Annotated in this window: 13 protein-coding genes; 10 read left to right on the top strand and 3 right to left on the bottom strand. The window is 65.9% G+C overall.

What is annotated here, in order from left to right:
- Positions 1-9 precede the first annotated feature (9 nt).
- From G5S35_RS11810 to G5S35_RS11795, 4 genes are all read left to right on the top strand, one after another.
- Complete coding sequence (locus tag G5S35_RS11810) at positions 10-1,521, top strand: DegQ family serine endoprotease (protein ID WP_065059293.1); 1,512 nt, start codon at positions 10-12, stop codon at positions 1,519-1,521.
- 253 nt (positions 1,522-1,774) lie between these two features.
- A complete protein-coding gene (locus G5S35_RS11805; RefSeq protein WP_065059292.1) occupies positions 1,775-2,317 on the top strand; it encodes a peptidase associated/transthyretin-like domain-containing protein in 543 nt (180 codons plus the stop codon).
- 360 nt (positions 2,318-2,677) lie between these two features.
- Positions 2,678-3,043: a DUF427 domain-containing protein gene (locus G5S35_RS11800; RefSeq protein WP_065059291.1), complete on the top strand. Its 366-nt coding sequence runs from the start codon at positions 2,678-2,680 to the stop codon at positions 3,041-3,043.
- A 75-nt stretch (positions 3,044-3,118) separates the two neighbouring features.
- Positions 3,119-3,844, top strand: coding sequence for an SRPBCC family protein (locus G5S35_RS11795; protein WP_065059290.1), 726 nt, complete (start codon positions 3,119-3,121; stop codon positions 3,842-3,844).
- A gap of 79 nt (positions 3,845-3,923) precedes the next feature.
- Here the strand turns inward: G5S35_RS11795 and G5S35_RS11790 are convergent, their stop codons facing one another.
- Positions 3,924-4,961 (bottom strand): helix-turn-helix domain-containing protein, encoded by a 1,038-nt coding sequence (locus tag G5S35_RS11790; protein ID WP_183038321.1) that lies wholly within the window; start codon positions 4,959-4,961, stop codon positions 3,924-3,926.
- A gap of 248 nt (positions 4,962-5,209) precedes the next feature.
- On the opposite strand from G5S35_RS11790, the gene G5S35_RS11785 reads away from it, so the two are divergent.
- Positions 5,210-5,845 carry a cysteine hydrolase family protein gene (locus tag G5S35_RS11785; RefSeq protein WP_183038320.1) on the top strand — a complete coding sequence of 212 codons (636 nt, stop codon included), beginning with the start codon at positions 5,210-5,212 and terminating at the stop codon, positions 5,843-5,845.
- Between the two features lie 92 nt (positions 5,846-5,937).
- Here the strand turns inward: G5S35_RS11785 and G5S35_RS11780 are convergent, their stop codons facing one another.
- Entirely contained in the window at positions 5,938-6,585 is a 648-nt protein-coding gene (locus G5S35_RS11780; RefSeq protein WP_065059288.1) for a TetR family transcriptional regulator, read from the bottom strand.
- 505 nt (positions 6,586-7,090) lie between these two features.
- Here G5S35_RS11780 and G5S35_RS11775 point away from each other — a divergent pair.
- From G5S35_RS11775 to G5S35_RS11755, 5 genes are all read left to right on the top strand, one after another.
- Positions 7,091-8,347 (top strand): efflux RND transporter periplasmic adaptor subunit, encoded by a 1,257-nt coding sequence (locus tag G5S35_RS11775; protein ID WP_074986745.1) that lies wholly within the window; start codon positions 7,091-7,093, stop codon positions 8,345-8,347.
- Positions 8,348-8,362: 15 nt separating this feature from the next.
- Positions 8,363-11,623, top strand: a complete 3,261-nt coding sequence (locus G5S35_RS11770) for an efflux RND transporter permease subunit (protein WP_183038319.1) — start codon at positions 8,363-8,365, stop codon at positions 11,621-11,623.
- 1 nt (position 11,624) lies between these two features.
- The gene (locus tag G5S35_RS11765) at positions 11,625-13,196 is read left to right on the top strand and encodes an efflux transporter outer membrane subunit (protein WP_065059285.1); all 1,572 of its coding nucleotides are present in this window, start codon (positions 11,625-11,627) and stop codon (positions 13,194-13,196) included.
- A 262-nt stretch (positions 13,197-13,458) separates the two neighbouring features.
- Positions 13,459-13,893: a DUF2628 domain-containing protein gene (locus G5S35_RS11760; protein ID WP_065059284.1), complete on the top strand. Its 435-nt coding sequence runs from the start codon at positions 13,459-13,461 to the stop codon at positions 13,891-13,893.
- 97 nt (positions 13,894-13,990) lie between these two features.
- Positions 13,991-14,974: an alpha/beta hydrolase family protein gene (locus G5S35_RS11755; protein WP_202034986.1), complete on the top strand. Its 984-nt coding sequence runs from the start codon at positions 13,991-13,993 to the stop codon at positions 14,972-14,974.
- Between the two features lie 146 nt (positions 14,975-15,120).
- Here the strand turns inward: G5S35_RS11755 and G5S35_RS11750 are convergent, their stop codons facing one another.
- The gene (locus G5S35_RS11750; RefSeq protein ID WP_237181290.1) at positions 15,121-16,587 is read right to left on the bottom strand and encodes a nucleobase:cation symporter-2 family protein; all 1,467 of its coding nucleotides are present in this window, start codon (positions 16,585-16,587) and stop codon (positions 15,121-15,123) included.
- Positions 16,588-16,636: the final 49 nt, after the last annotated feature.

Here is a 16,636-nt window from a genome sequence, read left to right as displayed (position 1 = left end):
GAGTCCGCTATGAATACCAAAGTCTTTACCCGTAGTGCCGTGGCGATCGCCGTGGCCGTGGCGTTGTCGGCCGGTTACGTTGCCGGTCGCCGCGACGTGCCGCCGCCGCAGGTCATCACGCCGGCACAGGCCGCGATGATGCCCGCCGAGGCCGCGGCCAAGACCGGCATTCCCGACTTCTCGGGCCTTGTCGAAACCTACGGTCCGGCGGTCGTGAACATCAGCGCGAAGCACGTCGTCAAGCAGACGGCGATGCGCGGCGGCGCCGGTGGCGGCGCGCAGCAACTGCCGATCGATCCGAGCGATCCGTTCTATCAGTTCTTCAAGCACTTCTACGGCGGCATGCCCGGCATGGGCGGCGACGGCAGCGGCGGCGGCGCGCAGCCCGACACGCCGAGCACGAGCCTCGGTTCGGGCTTCATCATCAGCCAGGACGGCTACATCCTCACCAACGCGCACGTCGTGGACGGCGCGAACGTGGTGACGGTCAAGCTCACCGACAAGCGCGAATTCAAGGCGAAGGTCGTGGGCGCGGACAAGCAGTCCGACGTGGCCGTGCTCAAGATCGACGCCAAGGATCTGCCGACCGTGAAGATCGGCGATCCGCGCCAGAGCAAGGTCGGCCAGTGGGTGGTGGCGATCGGCTCGCCGTACGGCTTCGACAACACCGTGACCTCGGGCATCATCAGCGCGAAGTCGCGCTCGCTGCCGGACGAGAACTACACGCCGTTCATCCAGACCGACGTGCCGGTGAACCCCGGCAATTCGGGCGGCCCGCTGTTCAATCTGCAGGGCGAAGTCATCGGCATCAACTCGATGATCTATTCGCAGACGGGCGGCTTCCAGGGCCTGTCGTTCGCGATCCCGATCACCGAAGCGATGAAGGTCAAGGACGACCTCGTCAAGACCGGCCATGTGAGCCGCGGACGCCTCGGCGTCGCGGTGCAGTCGATGAACCAGACGCTCGCCAATTCGTTCGGCATGGACAAGCCGCACGGCGCGCTCGTCAGCTCGGTGGACGCGAACGGCCCGGCCGCCAAGGCGGGCCTGAAGCCGGGCGACGTGATCGTGGCGGTGAACGGCGAGCAGATCGGCGATTCGTCGGACCTGCCGTCGCTGATCGCGGGCATGAAGCCGGGCACCAAGGCCGACGTCCAGATCTGGCGCGACAAGACCACCAAGGATCTGAACGCGACCATCGGCACGCTCTCCGACGCCAAGGTGGCGTCGAACGATACGCCGCAGTCGCAGATGCAGGGGCGCCTGGGCGTGGCCGTGCGTCCGCTGACGCCGGAAGAGAAGAGCAACGATTCGGTCGATCACGGCCTGCTCGTCGAGCAGGCGGGCGGCGCGGCGGAAAACGCGGGCATCCAGCCCGGCGACGTGATCCTTGCCGTGAACGGCCGTCCGGTCGGCAGCGCCGAACAGCTCAAGCAGATGATCGCGCAGGCGGGCAACAGCATCGCGCTGCTGATCCAGCGCGACGACGCGCAGATCTTCGTGCCGGTCGATCTCGGCTAGGCGCGGCAACCGTCGTCACGATTCGCTCCAGCGGTCCGACGCGCTTTACGCTTCGTCTACCGGGATTGCCGGACCGCTTTTCCACTGCCGCCGGAGCTTGTGCCCGGCGGCAGTTTTCTTTTGTGCGCGCGGTTTGTGCGCTTTTTGTGCACAGACATGCGTCATGTCATCGGCCGATCTCCTATACCTGTTCTCATGGGCACGCGCTTTGCGCTATCCGCCATACCGGAGAAACTTCCAAGGAGTCGTCACGATGAAGATGTTCCGAAACGCACGCCCCGTCCTGTCGGCCGCCGCGCTCGCGGCCACCCTGGCACTCGGCTACGCGGGCAATGCGGCAGCGCAGCAAGCCATGCCGCCAGGCGGCAACGCGGGCTCGTCAGACATGAACGGCACGCAGGGCAACGCCACGGTCGGCGGCTCGTCGTCCGACGATTCGAGCGCCGGCAACACCAACGGCGGCGGCATGCCGCAAGTGCAGCAGCAAGGCGACGTCTCGTATGTCTCGGGCGGCGTCGGTCAAGACGAGTCGAAGGCGCTGCAGGCGGCGCAACGCTCGTGGCCGCTGTCGCTGCGCTTCACGGGCCGTAACGCCGAGTTCCTCGCCGACGTGCGCGTGCAGCTCACGAACGCCCACGGCGCGAGCGTGCTCGACACCACGTCGCGCGGGCCGTACATGCTGGTGCGGGTGCGCCCGGGCCGCTACACGGTGCACGCGAGCCATAACGGCGTCGAGAAGACCAGCACGGTGACTGTCGGCTCGAACGGCAGCGCGCGCGCCGCGTTCGTCTGGTAACGCGCGGGGAAGTCCGCCGGCTCTTGCAGCGTGTTGCAAGACGGCCCGCGCGGGAAGGCGCGGGCCGTTTTGCGTTCGAGTTTTGCGTTCGTTTCGGGTGCATCGTGCCCGACCGCGCGCAGGAAGGGCGAGGCGGTGTTGCGCCGACGCCAGGCCAGTGTGCGCCAGCCGACGCAGCGCGCCGGCCGCCCTGCGCGGGAAGTCGCGCAAGTGCGGCAAGTTTCGCCGATAATGAAGTGACGGGCCCGCCGCGCCGCGAGCCCCCAGGGAGCCTGAAGCCATCCACAACGACCGGCACGCGTTGCCGGAAGAGGCTGCGCGCCGCACCGGCTGCGCCGCCCATCGATCAGGGAGCGGACCATGACGGTCGAACCGGATGCCGGCCATCGCATCGAGATCGTCGTAAATCGTCATCGCGTGCGCGTGATACACGGCGGGATCACGATCGCCGACACGCTGGCCGCGCTCACGCTCTCCGAACCCGGCGCTATCGATACCTGGTATTTCCCGCGCGCCGACGTGAACATGGCGCGCCTCGAACGTTCCGTGCGCACGAGCGCGTGCCCGCACAAGGGCGAGGCGGTCTACTACCACTTGCGCACCGAAGACGGACGCATCGACGACGCCGCCTGGAGTTACGAAGCGCCGCACGACACCGTGCGCGAAATTGGGGGCTATCTGGCCTTCGACGCCGAACGCGTCGACCGCATCGACCAGACCTCCTGATCCGCGCGCAAATACCGCCTACGACACACACGATTACGACCTACGACCTTCTCGAAACGCGACCGGGGAGCCGCCATGGAACTGAACGACGCACTGAGGATTCCGCTCGAGCCGCTTGCCGTCTGGCAGGCGCTGCAGGACGCCGCGCTGGTGCGCGCGAGCCTTGAGCATTGCGAAATGTTCCGGCGACTGGGCGCGGGCGAGTATGCGCTCACGCTGACGGTGCCGCTCGGGCCGCTGCGCGCGCGCTATGAAGTGCGCGCGCATATCGCCAGCGACGTGGCGACCGTGCCGCTCACGCCGCGCCGCGTGCTGAGTTTTCGGGCGCGCGCCGAGGGCATCGGTTCGATGCGCGGCCAGATCGACGTGGCGCTGCGCGAGGAGGAGGTGGCCGCGGGCAAGCCGCCGAGCACGCGCATCGATTATTCGGTGTGGGCGACGCTGACCGGTCCGCTCGGCGAATTGCCGCCGCGCCAGATGGAGCACGCGCTGCACGATCTGGCCGACGAATTTTTCACGGAATTCTGCGCGGTGGTCGCCGCCAAGCACGGCCGGGCGCCCAATCGCGCGCGCGGCAAGGAACCGCGCCGTCAGCACGTATTCCTGCGGCCGATCAATCTCGCGGCGGTCGCGCGGCGCGCGCATCTGCTGCCGCATGCGGGCGGCACACTCTCGGGCCGTGCGGCAAGCACGCTCCATCACGAACCCGCGCCGCACGCCATGCCGAGCTGGGCGTGGGCGGCGATGATCTTCTTCGTCGCGTTGCTGCTCTACGCGGCGCGCTTCTTCACGGGCGGCTGACGCCCGCAGTCGTCGCGGCGTTCCGGCGCCGGCATGCTCACGCCGCGCGCCGGCGCACCATCCGCTTCCCGTCCTTCGTTCACTGACCCCGGAACTCGCGCCGCCATGCCGACGGCGAGGTGCTGAACGCCTGCACGAAATGCTGTCGCAGCGACGCCGCCGAGCCGAAGCCCGCGCGCTGGGCGACGGCGTCGATCGGCTGATCGGTGCTTTCGAGCAACTGCTGCGCACGCGCGAGACGCTCGCCGAGCAGCCACGCGCCCACGGTCGCGCCCGTCGTCAGGCGGAACTGGCGGGTGAAGGTGCGGCGGCTCATCAGCGCGCGTTCGGCCAGCGTGTCGAGCGTGTGGGGCGTGTCCAGATTCGCGCGGACCCAGTCGAGCAGACCCGACAGCCGGTCGCCGCGCCCGCGCGCCGCGACGGGCTGCTGCACGTATTGCGCCTGATTGCCTTGCCGATGCGGCGGGACCACGAGGCGGCGCGCGACGTAGTTGGCCGCGTCGGTGCCCGCGAGGCGGCGCAGCAGATGCAGGCAGCAGTCGAGTCCCGCCGCCGTGCCCGCCGAAGTGAGGATGTCGCCGTCGTCGACGTAAAGGACGTGCGGATCGAAGCGCACGCGCGGGAAGCGGCGTGCGAAGGCGTCGGCGGCGGCCCAGTGCGTGGTGGCCGGACGGCCGTCGAGCAGACCCGCGTGTGCGAGCACGAAAGCGCCGAGGCACAGGCCGACCAGCACCGCGCCGCGCGCGCGGGCGTCGCGCAAGGCGGCGCAGAGCGCCTCGGGCGGCGCTTCCTCGGTATCGCGCCAACTCGGCACGATGACGACGTCGGCGTCGGCGAGCGCGTCGAGGCCGTGCGTCGCGCCGAGCGTGAAGCCCGCCGTGGTCGCGAGCGGGCCGCTTTCCGCTGCGCACACGCGCAGTTCGAACGGCGGCACGCCGCCTTCGGCGCGGTCCTCGCCGAACACGATGCAGGGCACCGACAGATGGAACGGGATGATGCGGTCGAAGGCGACCACGGCGATGCGGCGCGCTGACGTGGACGTGGACGTCGTCGGGCGAATGGAGGGCGCGGGCGCGGAATCGGACGGCTCGGGCAGAACGGCGGCGGCGGTGGACATCGCTAACTCGCTTTTGGGGACGTTCGGGGAGATCGGCGCGACCTGAACATGCCGCCGATGTTTGGCCCGATTCTAGCGAAACTTGTCATTCGGGCCACTGTGCGCGTTTGCGACGCCACGCAACAATGCGCCATCGTCGTTGTGCCGCCAGGCCCGGCGATGTTGATCCCAAGCATTCCAAACCATCGCGAATTCTTTCGAACCTTCGCGAACCTTCGCTCACACTGCTCGAATCAGGAGGCCTCACCATGTCCGCACAACCGCGCCGCGCGCTCGTCGTCATCGACGTGCAAAACGAATATGTGAGCGGCGATCTGCCGATCGAATATCCGGACGTCCACACCTCGCTCGCCAACATCGGCCGCGCCATTGATGCCGCGCGTACCGCGGGCGTGCCGGTCGTCGTCGTGCAGAACTTCGCGCCTGCGGAGTCGCCGCTGTTCGCGCGCGGCAGCGCGGGCGCCGAACTGCACGACGTGGTGGCGTCGCGTGAGCGCGATCACTACGTCGAGAAGTCGCTGCCGAGCGCCTTCGCGGGCACCGATCTGGGCGCGTGGCTGGCCGCGCGCGGGATCGACACGCTCACGATCGTCGGCTACATGACGCACAACTGCGACGCCTCGACGGCCTTCGACGCCACGCACGCGGGGCTCGCGGTCGAGTTTCTGGAGGATGCGACGGGGGCGGTGCCGTATGAGAATTCGGCGGGTGCGGCGAGCGCCGCGGAGATCCATCGCGTGTTCAGCGTGGTGATGCAGTCGCGCTTCGCCGCGGTCGCGAGCACCGACGCCTGGCTGGCGGCGCTGGCCGAGGGCGCGCCGTTGCCGCGCGACAACATCTACGTGTCGAATCAGCGTGCGCGCAAGGCGCGCGTGGCGGCGTAAGCGATCAGCGGCGAGTCAGCGCCGAGACGAAGAGGGCGGCGACCGCCGCTCTCGCCAGGACAACGATATCGAACGAAAACGCCCGCGCGCGATTACGCGGGTGCGGCCGTCACGCGCAGCGCCGGACTGAAACGCAGCGCGTCGAACACCGCTTCGACGAGGCGTTCGGCATTGCTCGCCACGTCGAACGCGTCGGGCAGGATCGCCATGTCGCGCAGCGCGCCCGTGATGAACGAATGCAGCACGCGCGCGGCGCGCGGCGCGTCGAGGTCGGCGGGCAGCTGGCCCTTGGACATCGCGTTGCGCAAGCCTTCCTCGATGCGCATCAGCCCCTCGCGCATATTGCCCTGATGGCGCGCCATCACCGGGCCCATTTCCTCGACGAATTCGCACTTCAGAAACAGGATCTCGAACACGCGGCGGCGGCGCGCGTCGCTGGCCGTATCGCACAGACAGAGCGTGCACAGATCCTTGATGCGCCCGAGCGGGTCGGGCTCGCCCGGATCGACCGAGGCGGCCTTGAGTTCGTCGAGCGGCAGGATCACACGGTCGAACATCGCCGTGAACAGATCGCCCTTGTTCTCGAAATGCCAGTAGATCGCGCCGCGCGTCACGCCGGCGGCCTGCGCAATGTCGGCAAGCGATGTGCGCGAAACGCCTTTTTCAAAAAAGACGTGTTCGGCGGCGTCGAGAATGCGGTTGCGCGTCTCCAGCGCTTCCTCTTTCGTGCGTCGGGCCATGATCGTTGGAATACCGGCGTAAGGGCTGTGGTAAGGAGTTAATAAGGGCGCTTTACGCGAACAAAAGCCCTGAAAACCGAAGGACTATTCGGCAAGAGATGCAAAGGGGCGCAATCGGCAACGTATTGATTTGTAATATAGATGTCATGCGCAAAACGCTCTTGACGAACCGTTCATCGGGAATGATTCGTTCTTTTACATTCGTTCGCGAATGTATCTATAATAGCACCCCACCACCTGGGTACCTCAAGTGGTGATGTCCGGTAATATCCGTCACTGGCCCTTTGGTGGTCGTAGAAACCCCCATGCGCGGCGCCCGACGCGGCGGCGCGCTGAAGAACCGTCCGGACGGATGTAGCTGACCGGTATCGCGCTTTTTTCCTGAAGTACCGGGTCATCCGTCAGGTATTGCCAGATGCTGGCGTGCGATGTTGTCCTCCTGCTTGCTCCCGCTCGCGAGGACGCCGCACGCTTTTAATCGTCAGTTATAGACAGAGGTCGCTCCATGCGCGTCGAACGGGTTCCATTCCGCCTAATCAGCTTCGCGACGGCTGCAATCGTGCTTGCAGCGTGCGGGCAAAAGCAGTCGGCGCCGCCGCCGCAAACTCCCGAAGTGGGTATCGTCACCCTCCAGCCCACCGCCGTGCCGGTCGTGTCCGAACTGCCGGGCCGCACCAATGCCTTCCTCGTCGCGCAAGTGCGCGCACGGGTCGACGGCATCGTGCTGCGCCGCGAGTTCACCGAAGGCAGCGTCGTGAAGGCAGGCCAGCGCCTGTACAAGATCGATCCGGCGCCGTACATCGCCACGCTCAATAACGCCAAGGCCACGCTCGCCAAGGCGCAGGCGAACCTCGTCACGCAGAACGCGCTCGTCACGCGCTACAAGGTGCTGGTGCAGGCCAACGCGGTGAGCAAGCAGGATTACGACAACGCCGTGTCCGCGCAGGGCCAGGCCGCCGCCGACGTCGCGGCGGGCAAGGCCGCGGTCGACACCGCGCAGATCAACCTCGGCTATACGGACGTCGTCTCGCCCATCACGGGCAAGGTCGGCATCTCGCAGGTCACGCCGGGCGCCTACGTGCAGGCGAGCGCCGCCACGCTGCTGTCCACCGTGCAGCAGATGGACCCGATGTACGTCGATCTCACGCAGTCGAGCCTCGACGGTCTGAAACTGCGCCGCGAAATCCAGGAAGGCCGTCTGAAGACCAACGGTCCGGACGCCGCCAAGGTTTCGCTCGTGCTCGAAGACGGCCGCACCTACGCGCAACAGGGCAAGCTCCAGTTCACCGACGTCACGGTCGACCAGACCACCGGCTCGGTGACGATCCGCGCGCTGTTCTCGAATCCGGATCACGTGCTGCTGCCGGGCATGTTCGTGCGCGCGCGCATCGACGAAGGCACCAACGAACGCGCCTTCCTCGTGCCGCAAATCGGCGTGCTGCACGACCAGAAGGGTCAGGCGACGGTGCTCGTCGTCAACAAGGACAACAAGGTCGAACTGCGTCCGATCGTGACGTCGGGCTCGCAAGGCCAGGACTGGATCGTCGAAAGCGGCATCAATGCGGGCGACCGCGTGATCGTGCAAGGCACCGAGAAGGTCAAGCCGGGCGCCGAGGTCAAACCGGTCGACGCGCATCTGCCGCCGCCGCCGCCGCCGGGCGCGCCGTCGGCCGACGAAGCGACGGCTTCGGGCAACGCCAGCGCCAGCGCCGCATCGGGCGCGTCCGCTGCCTCCGCCCCCGCTGCTTCCGCTGCGCAATAACAGGGAGCCTGCTTCATGGCAAAGTTCTTTATCGACCGCCCGATTTTTGCCTGGGTGGTCGCCATCATCCTGATGCTGGCGGGTGTGGCGTCGGTGTTCACGCTGCCGGTCGCGCAGTATCCGACCATCGCGCCGCCGTCCATCCAGATCAGCGCGACCTACCCGGGCGCGTCGGCCAAGACGGTGGAAGACACGGTCACCCAGGTGATCGAGCAGCAGATGAGCGGTCTCGACCACCTGCTGTATCTGTCGTCCACGTCCGATGACTCGGGCACGGCCACCATTACGCTGACTTTCGCGGCGGGCACCAACCCGGACATCGCGCAGGTGCAGGTGCAGAACAAGCTGCAGCTCGCCACGCCGATTCTGCCGCAGGTGGTGCAGCAGCTCGGCATCAAGGTCACGAAGTCGAGCAGCAGCTTCCTGCTGGTGATGGCGTTCGTCTCCGAAGACGGCAGCATGACCAAGTACGACCTCGCGAACTACGTGGCGTCGAACGTGGAAGACCCGATCAGCCGTATCGACGGCGTGGGTACGGTCACGCTGTTCGGCTCGCAGTACGCGATGCGCGTCTGGCTCGATCCGAACAAGCTCACCAACTTCCAGCTCACGCCTTCGGACGTGACGGCGGCGATCACGGCGCAGAACGTGCAGATCGCGGGCGGTCAGCTGGGCGGCACGCCGTCGGTGGCGGGTCAGTCGTTCCAGGCGACCATCACCGAATCGACGCTGCTGCACACGCCTGAAGAGTTCGGCAACATCCTGCTGAAGGTGAACCAGGACGGCTCGCAGGTGCGTCTGAAGGACGTGGCGCGTATCGGTCTGGGCGGCGAAAACTACAACTTCGACACGAAGTACAACGGTGCGCCGACCGCCGGTCTGGGTATTCAGCTCGCCACGGGCGCGAATGCGCTGCAAACCGCGAAGCTGGTGCGCCAGAAGATCGACGACCTCTCGAAGTACTTCCCGCACGGTCTCGTCGTGAAGTACCCGTACGACACGACGCCGTTCGTGCGCCTGTCGATCGAGGAAGTCATCAAGACGCTGCTGGAAGGCATCGTGCTGGTGTTCCTCGTGATGTACCTGTTCCTGCAGAACCTGCGCGCGACGTTGATTCCGACGATCGCCGTGCCGGTGGTGCTGCTGGGTACGTTCGCGATCATGGCGGCGGTGGGCTTCTCGATCAACACGCTGTCGATGTTCGGCCTCGTGCTCGCAATCGGTCTGCTGGTGGACGATGCGATCGTGGTGGTGGAAAACGTCGAACGGGTGATGGTGGAAGAGGGCTTGGGGCCGAAGGAAGCCACCCGCAAGGCGATGGGCCAGATCACCGGCGCACTCGTGGGCGTGGCGCTCGTGCTCTCCGCGGTGTTCGTGCCGGTGGCGTTCTCGGGCGGTTCGGTGGGCGCGATCTACCGTCAGTTCTCGCTGACGATCGTGGCCGCGATGGTGTTGTCCGTGCTGGTGGCGTTGATTCTGACGCCCGCGCTGTGCGCGACCATCCTCAAGCCCATCCCGAAGGGTCATCACGAAGAGAAGAAGGGCTTCTTCGGCTGGTTCAACCGCACGTTCGAAAAGAGCCGCGACAAGTATCACAGCGGCGTCTATCACGTGATCAAGCGCTCGGGCCGCTGGCTCATCATCTATCTCGCGGTGATCGTCGCGGTTGGCCTGCTGTTCGTGCGCCTGCCGAAGTCGTTCCTGCCCGATGAAGACCAGGGCACGATGTTCGTGATCGTGCAGACGCCTTCGGGCTCGACGCAGGAAACCACGGCGCGCACGCTGGCCAACATCCAGAACTATCTGCTCAACGACGAGAAGTCGATCGTCGAGTCGACGTTCACGGTGAACGGCTTCAGCTTCGCCGGTCGCGGCCAGAACTCGGGTCTCGTGTTCGTGCGCATGAAGGACTACAAGGAACGTCAGCACGCGGACCAGAAGGTCCAGGCGCTGGTGGGCCGCGTGTTCGCGCACTATGCGGGCTACAAGGACGCGATGGTGATTCCGGTGAATCCGCCGTCGATTCCTGAACTCGGCACGGCCTCGGGCTTCGACTTCGAACTCCAGGATCGCGGCGGCGTGGGCCACGAAAAGCTGATGGAAGCGCGCAACATGCTGCTCGGCATGGCTGCGAAGGATCCGTCGCTCGCCCTCGTGCGTCCGAACGGTCTGAACGACACGCCGCAGTACAAGATCAACATCGATCGCGAGAAGGCTGAAGCGCTCGGTGTGACGGCGGCGTCGGTCGACCAGACGTTCTCGATCGGCTGGGCGTCGTCGTACGTGAACAACTTCCTCGACGTCGACGGCCGGATCAAGAAGGTCTACGTGATGTCGGACGCGCCGTTCCGCATGACGCCGAACGATCTGAACAGCTGGTACGTGCGCAACAGCGCGGGCGGGATGGTGCCGTTCAATTCGTTCGCCAGCGGCGAGTGGACCTACGGTTCGCCGAAGCTCGAGCGTTACAACGGTATCTCGGCGGTGGAAATCCAGGGTCAGGCGAGCGCGGGCAAGTCGACGGGCCAGGCCATGACGGCCATGGAGCAGATCGCGTTGAAGCTGCCCGCGGGCATCGGCTACGAATGGACCGGTCTGTCGTTCCAGGAACGTCAGTCGGGTTCGCAGGCGCCTATCCTGTACGGCATCTCGATCCTCGTCGTGTTCCTGTGTCTTGCGGCGCTGTACGAAAGCTGGTCGATTCCGTTCGCGGTCATCATGGTGGTGCCGCTCGGCGTGCTCGGCGCGCTGCTGGCGGTCACGCTGCGCGGTCTGGAAAACGACGTGTTCTTCCAGGTGGGTCTGTTGACCACCGTGGGTCTGTCGGCGAAAAACGCGATTCTGATCGTGGAATTCGCCCGCGACCTGCAGGCCGACGGCAAGATGGGACCGATCGAGGCGGCGCTCGAAGCCTCCCGACTGCGTCTGCGCCCGATCCTGATGACGTCGATGGCGTTCATTCTCGGCGTGCTGCCGCTCGCGATCAGTAACGGCGCGGGTTCGGCATCGCAGCACGCGATCGGCACGGGCGTGATCGGCGGTATGGTCACGGCCACGTTCCTCGCGATCTTCATGATCCCGATGTTCTTCGTCGTGATCCGCGCGAAGTTCGCAGGCGAGAAGGAAGACGCCGACGTCGCGCTCCAGCACTACGAAGAGCACCACGCGCACGACCATGACGACGATAACGCCGGTGGCGCGGGCGGCAACGGCGGCAACGGCGGCAACGGCGGCAGCGGTGGTGACAACGGCGGCCCGGGTAAGGAAGGACATTGAGATGCATAAACTATCCGTAATTGCAGGGGCCGCTGCGCTACTGGCAGGTTGCACGATGGCGCCGTGGTACCACCGGCCGGATGCGCCGGTGTCGCAGACCTTCCCGCAGGGCGGCGTCTACGCGACGCAGCCCGGCACCGAAGCCGGCCAGGCCGGCGAAGGCGGCGAGGGCACCACCGCGAAGAGCAGCCGCAGCGCCAACGGCGCGGCGGCGACCGACATCGGCTGGCGCGACTTCTTCGTCGATCCGCGTCTGCAGCAACTGGTCGAAATCGCGCTGAAGAACAACCGCGACCTCCGTGTCTCGGTGCTCAACGTGGAAGCGTCGCGTGCGCAGTATCAGATCACGCGCGCCGAGCTGTTCCCCGCCATCAACGGCGTGGGCACGGACACGCGCACGCGCCTGCCGCAGGACCTGGCGACGAGCTATCCGACCAATCCGTACAGCGTCTACAACGTGGGCCTGCAGGCGTCCTGGGAAATCGACTTCTGGGGCCGCATTCGCAGCCTGAAGGACCAGGCGCTTGCGCAGTATCTGTCGACGGCGTATGCGCGCAAGGCGGCGGAAATCACGCTGGTGTCGGAAGTCGCGGACCAGTACCTGACGATGCTTTCCGACGACGACCTGCTGAAGGTCACGCAGGAAACGCTGAAGACGGCGCAGGACTCGTACAACATCACGAAGGCGCAGTTCGACAACGGCACCGGCACCGAACTCGATCTGCGTCAGGCGCAGACCGTGGTCGAAACGGCGCAGGCCAACCTGCAGGCGCAACTGCGCGCCCGCGCGCAGGCCGAGAATGCGCTCGTGCTGCTGATCGGCGAGCCGCTGCCGGCGGAGATGCCGCAAGGCCTGCCGCTCGACGGCCAGGATCTGCTCGCAGACATCCCCGCCGGACTGACGTCGGACATGCTCACGCGCCGTCCGGACATCATGGAAGCGGAGCAGACGCTGCTCGCCGCGAACGCCAACATCGGCGCGGCGCGCGCGGCCTTCTTCCCGAAGATCTCGCTGACGGCGGCGTTCGGCACCGAAAGCCTGTCGCTCGGCGGTCTGTTCAAGGCGGGCACGGCGGCATGGAGTTTCGTGCCGCAGGTCACGCTGCCGATCTTCGAGGGCGGTTCGAATATCGCGAATCTGCAACTGGCCAACGTGCAAAAGCGGATCGAGATCGCGAACTACGAGAAGGCGATCCAGTCGGCGTTCCGCGAAGTGGCGGACGGACTGGCGGCGCGCGGCACCTACGATCAGCAGATCGCGGCGCTCGAGCGCAACACCTTCGCGAACCAGCGTTCGCTGTCGCTGTCGGAACTGCGCTACAAGAACGGCGTGGACAGCTATCTGCCGGTCCTGACCGCGCAGACGAGCCTGTACACGTCGCAGCAGACGCTGATCAGCGCACGCCTCGCACGCATGACGAATCTCGTCGATCTGTATCGCGCGCTCGGCGGCGGCTGGATCCAGCACGCGGGCGAAACGCCGCGCGCGCCGGATGCGCCGGCCGATTACGGCTCGGCCAGCGCGCCGGCGGCGGCTTCGGCTCCGGCGGCGTCGGCTGTGTCGGCGGGTTGAGCGATATTTCAGCGACGCTTCAGTGCGTCCTGAAGTGAAAACGCCACGGGTGACCGTGGCGTTTTTTTTGCGCGATGCGTCTTAAAAGCGGGGCGAAGCAGCGCACCGCCGCCAGGAGATTTCTCAATCAACCTAAGGACAATTTAGTAATTATCCTATTTTTATTACGATTTGCTGTCACTAGCATGGACCGACCAGAAGTAAGGCAAAGAATCGCAAGGCAAAGGCCGGCAACGAATTTTTTCAGCTAGTGAGGCAACTGATGCAAACCGAACCGACTTCCTCGACCTACCACGGCCTGCCCAAACGCTGGGTCGATCGCTTCGAATTCTTTGATGCGCATGGCGCGCCGGGTTCGCCCGCCTACAAGGCCGCATTCAAGCAGATTCCCTTTCTCCAGCGCATCAAGATCGGCGGTAACTTCTTCGCGTTCTTCTTCGGGCCGATCTACTTCCTCGTCTGCGGCCTGTGGCGTACCGCGATCGCGACCTTGGGGCTCACTTGCGCCGCCTGTGTCATCGCCGCCGTGCTCATGATGTTCGTGCCCGGCGACCGTGCCGCCGACATGATCGCGCGCATGGCCGGACTGGCCGTGGCGTTGATCTGCGCGCAGGTCGCGAACTACGCCGTTTACCGCAAGGAAGTGAAGCGCGAAGCCGAGCGCTGGAACTTCTTCAAGCTGATCCGCTGGATCTGATCGCCGGCGTTGTTCGCCCGGTTTCCCGTGAATTTTCCGATGCCGCCGCGCGTTGTTCGATGACGGCGGCGGCGCTTCTCGCTTACGCATCATGACCATGAATCTTCGACGTTTCGCCGGCGTCGCGGCGGCGCTCGTGCTCGCCGCGTGTCAGGCGAAAGACCCCTATGAAGTGAGCAGCAGCAGTCTTGAAAGCGCGCGCTCGCAGTTCCAGACGCATATCGTCGACCACTCGTTCCAGCCCGACGGGACGCCCGCCAGGCCACCGGCCGGCGTGCTGGATCTGATCCGCTATCCGGCCAGGGACGGCAAGCTCGCAGCCTACGTCACGCCGGATCCGCACGACGGCAAGCGTCATCCGGCCGTGATCTGGGTTGTGGGCGGCTATGGCGGCATCGGCGGCCCGACGGATCAGCTTTTCTGGACGCCCCAGCCGCGCGCGAACGACCAGAGCGGCGCAGCCTTTCGCAAGGCCGGCATCGTGACGATGATGCCGAGCTTCCGTGGCGAGAACGACAATCCCGGCGCGTACGAGATGTTCTACGGCGAGATCGACGATATCGAATCGGCGCGCGCGTGGCTGGCCGCGCAGCCTTATGTCGACCCCCAGCGCATCTATCTCGTCGGCCACAGCACCGGTGGCACGCGCGCGCTGCTCGCGAGCGAACTGAACGATCGCTTCCGCGCGGTTTTTTCGCTGGGTGGCGTGCCGGATCTGAAGTTGCGCATCGACGCGGGCGAGATGCAGGTGGCGGTGCCGTTCGATCAGACGCGTCCCGACGAATTCCGCCTGCGCTCGCCGATGACGTTCGTCACGTCGATCAAATCGCCCACGTTCTATTTCGAAGGCGAGTCGAACTACTGGCATGAGTTCGATGCCGTGCAGACGGTGGCGCAAAACCACAAGATTCCGCTGCACGTATTCAAGGTCGCCGAGGGCGATCACTTCTCGATCGTCGCGCCGGTTTCCGATGCGATCGCCCGCAAGATTCTGGACGATCGCGGCGATACGTCGAATATCGCCTTCGACCAGGCGGATCTCGCGCGCATCACGGCGGGCATCAGCCGGGAAGATCAGTAGTGCTGTCGTAGTGCCGACGGTCGTCGTGAGCGCGTTCGCTCACGACGTCACGAAAAAAAACGCCACGGTTTCCCGTGGCGTCAAACCAGCAAAAGACCCCGGCCGATGCGTCTCGCGCAGGCGGCCGGAGCACCTCTCGCGTCGACTCAGTGTGCCGCGCTGCGCGGCATGTCGTGACCGGCTTCCGGGCCGCCAGGCGCGTCGTGCGCATGGCTGCCGTCGAAATCGTGCCCGGCGCGGAGGATGTCGCGGCCGGCGGCGCGTTCGCTCTTCACGCCGTTGAAGATCAGGTTGAGCACCACCGCGCACACCGAGGCGAGCAGGATGCCGCTATGCAGGATCGGCGAGAGCGCGGGCGGCAGTTGCGCGAAGAAGTGCGGCGAGACCACCGGCACGAGCCCGAAGCCCACGCTCACCGCGACGATGAACAGGTTGTGCTGGTTCTTCACGAAATCCACCTTCGCCAGCACCTTGATGCCGTTCGCGGCCACCATGCCGAACATCACGATGCCCGCGCCGCCGAGCACGAAGGCGGGCACCGAGGCGACCATCTGCGCCATCTTCGGAAAGAGGCCGAGCAGCACGAGGATCACGCCGCCCATCGCGCAGACGTAGCGGCTTTTCACGCCCGTCACGCCGATCAGCCCGACGTTCTGCGAGAACGAGGTGTGCGGAAACGAGTTGAAGATGCCGCCGATCATCGTGCCCAGACCGTCCACGCGCAGGCCGCGTACGAGCGTCGCCTGATCGACGGGACGCTCGACCATGTCGCCCACCGCGAGGAACATGCCGGTCGATTCGATGAAGGTGACGAACATCACGATCACCATCGTCGCGATCGGCAGCACGTGGAATTTCGGCATGCCGAAGTGGAACGGCATCACGAAGCCGACCCACGGCGCGTGCGTGATGCCGTCGAGGTTCACGCGGCCGAGCGCCAGCGCGATCGCGAAGCCCGCCACGATGCCGAGCAGCACCGAGATATTGGCGATGAAGCCGCGGCCGAACTTGTTGATCAGCAGGATCAGCATCAGCACGAGCAGCGAGAGGCCGAGATAGACCGGGTCGCCGTAATTCGGATTGCCCACGCCGCCGGCCGCCCAGTTGATGCCCACTTCCATCAGCGAGAGGCCGATCACCGCGATCACCGTGCCCACCACGACGGGCGGGAAGAAGCGCAGCAGCTTGCCGATCATCGGCGCGATGACGATGCCGATCGCGCCCGCCGCGATGGTCGAGCCGAAGATGTCGAGGATGCCGAGCGACGGATTCGTGCCGATGGCGATCATCGGGCCGACCGAGGCGAACGTGCAGCCCATGATGACGGGCAGGCGGATGCCGAAGATCCACAGGCCGAGCGTCTGGATCAGCGTGGCGATGCCGCACGCGAACAGGTCGGCGCTGATGAGAAAGGCCACCTGATCTTTCGGCAGACCGATGGCGCCGCCGATGATGAGCGGCACCGCCACCGCGCCCGCGTACATCACGAGCACGTGCTGGATGCCGAGCGTCAGCAACTGGCCGAACGGCAGACGTTCGTCGCACGGGTGAACCTGGGCGCCGCCACGCTGTCGGGACTGGGCCTGCTCCCGTTCCATACCCTGGGGATGCATGTCGTCTCTCTCCGTCTTCGTTTGGGAATATGGACTCCAAGGTATGCGC

The organism is Paraburkholderia tropica (genome assembly GCF_014171495.1).
Classification (GTDB): domain Bacteria; phylum Pseudomonadota; class Gammaproteobacteria; order Burkholderiales; family Burkholderiaceae; genus Paraburkholderia; species Paraburkholderia tropica.
Note: the sequence above shows the minus strand (reverse complement) of the source record. Positions and strands in the feature narration are given on the sequence as shown.

What these genes read in the sequence shown, in the direction of transcription:
- G5S35_RS11810 (WP_065059293.1), top strand. Translation starts at nt 10, where the DNA reads ATGAATACCAAAGTCTTTACCCGTAGTGCCGTGGCGATCGCCGTGGCC.
- G5S35_RS11805 (WP_065059292.1), top strand. Translation starts at nt 1,775, where the DNA reads ATGAAGATGTTCCGAAACGCACGCCCCGTCCTGTCGGCCGCCGCGCTC.
- G5S35_RS11800 (WP_065059291.1), top strand. Translation starts at nt 2,678, where the DNA reads ATGACGGTCGAACCGGATGCCGGCCATCGCATCGAGATCGTCGTAAAT.
- G5S35_RS11795 (WP_065059290.1), top strand. Translation starts at nt 3,119, where the DNA reads ATGGAACTGAACGACGCACTGAGGATTCCGCTCGAGCCGCTTGCCGTC.
- G5S35_RS11790 (WP_183038321.1), bottom strand. Translation starts at nt 4,961, where the DNA reads ATGTCCACCGCCGCCGCCGTTCTGCCCGAGCCGTCCGATTCCGCGCCC.
- G5S35_RS11785 (WP_183038320.1), top strand. Translation starts at nt 5,210, where the DNA reads ATGTCCGCACAACCGCGCCGCGCGCTCGTCGTCATCGACGTGCAAAAC.
- G5S35_RS11780 (WP_065059288.1), bottom strand. Translation starts at nt 6,585, where the DNA reads ATGGCCCGACGCACGAAAGAGGAAGCGCTGGAGACGCGCAACCGCATT.
- G5S35_RS11775 (WP_074986745.1), top strand. Translation starts at nt 7,091, where the DNA reads ATGCGCGTCGAACGGGTTCCATTCCGCCTAATCAGCTTCGCGACGGCT.
- G5S35_RS11770 (WP_183038319.1), top strand. Translation starts at nt 8,363, where the DNA reads ATGGCAAAGTTCTTTATCGACCGCCCGATTTTTGCCTGGGTGGTCGCC.
- G5S35_RS11765 (WP_065059285.1), top strand. Translation starts at nt 11,625, where the DNA reads ATGCATAAACTATCCGTAATTGCAGGGGCCGCTGCGCTACTGGCAGGT.
- G5S35_RS11760 (WP_065059284.1), top strand. Translation starts at nt 13,459, where the DNA reads ATGCAAACCGAACCGACTTCCTCGACCTACCACGGCCTGCCCAAACGC.
- G5S35_RS11755 (WP_202034986.1), top strand. Translation starts at nt 13,991, where the DNA reads ATGAATCTTCGACGTTTCGCCGGCGTCGCGGCGGCGCTCGTGCTCGCC.
- G5S35_RS11750 (WP_237181290.1), bottom strand. Translation starts at nt 16,587, where the DNA reads ATGCATCCCCAGGGTATGGAACGGGAGCAGGCCCAGTCCCGACAGCGT.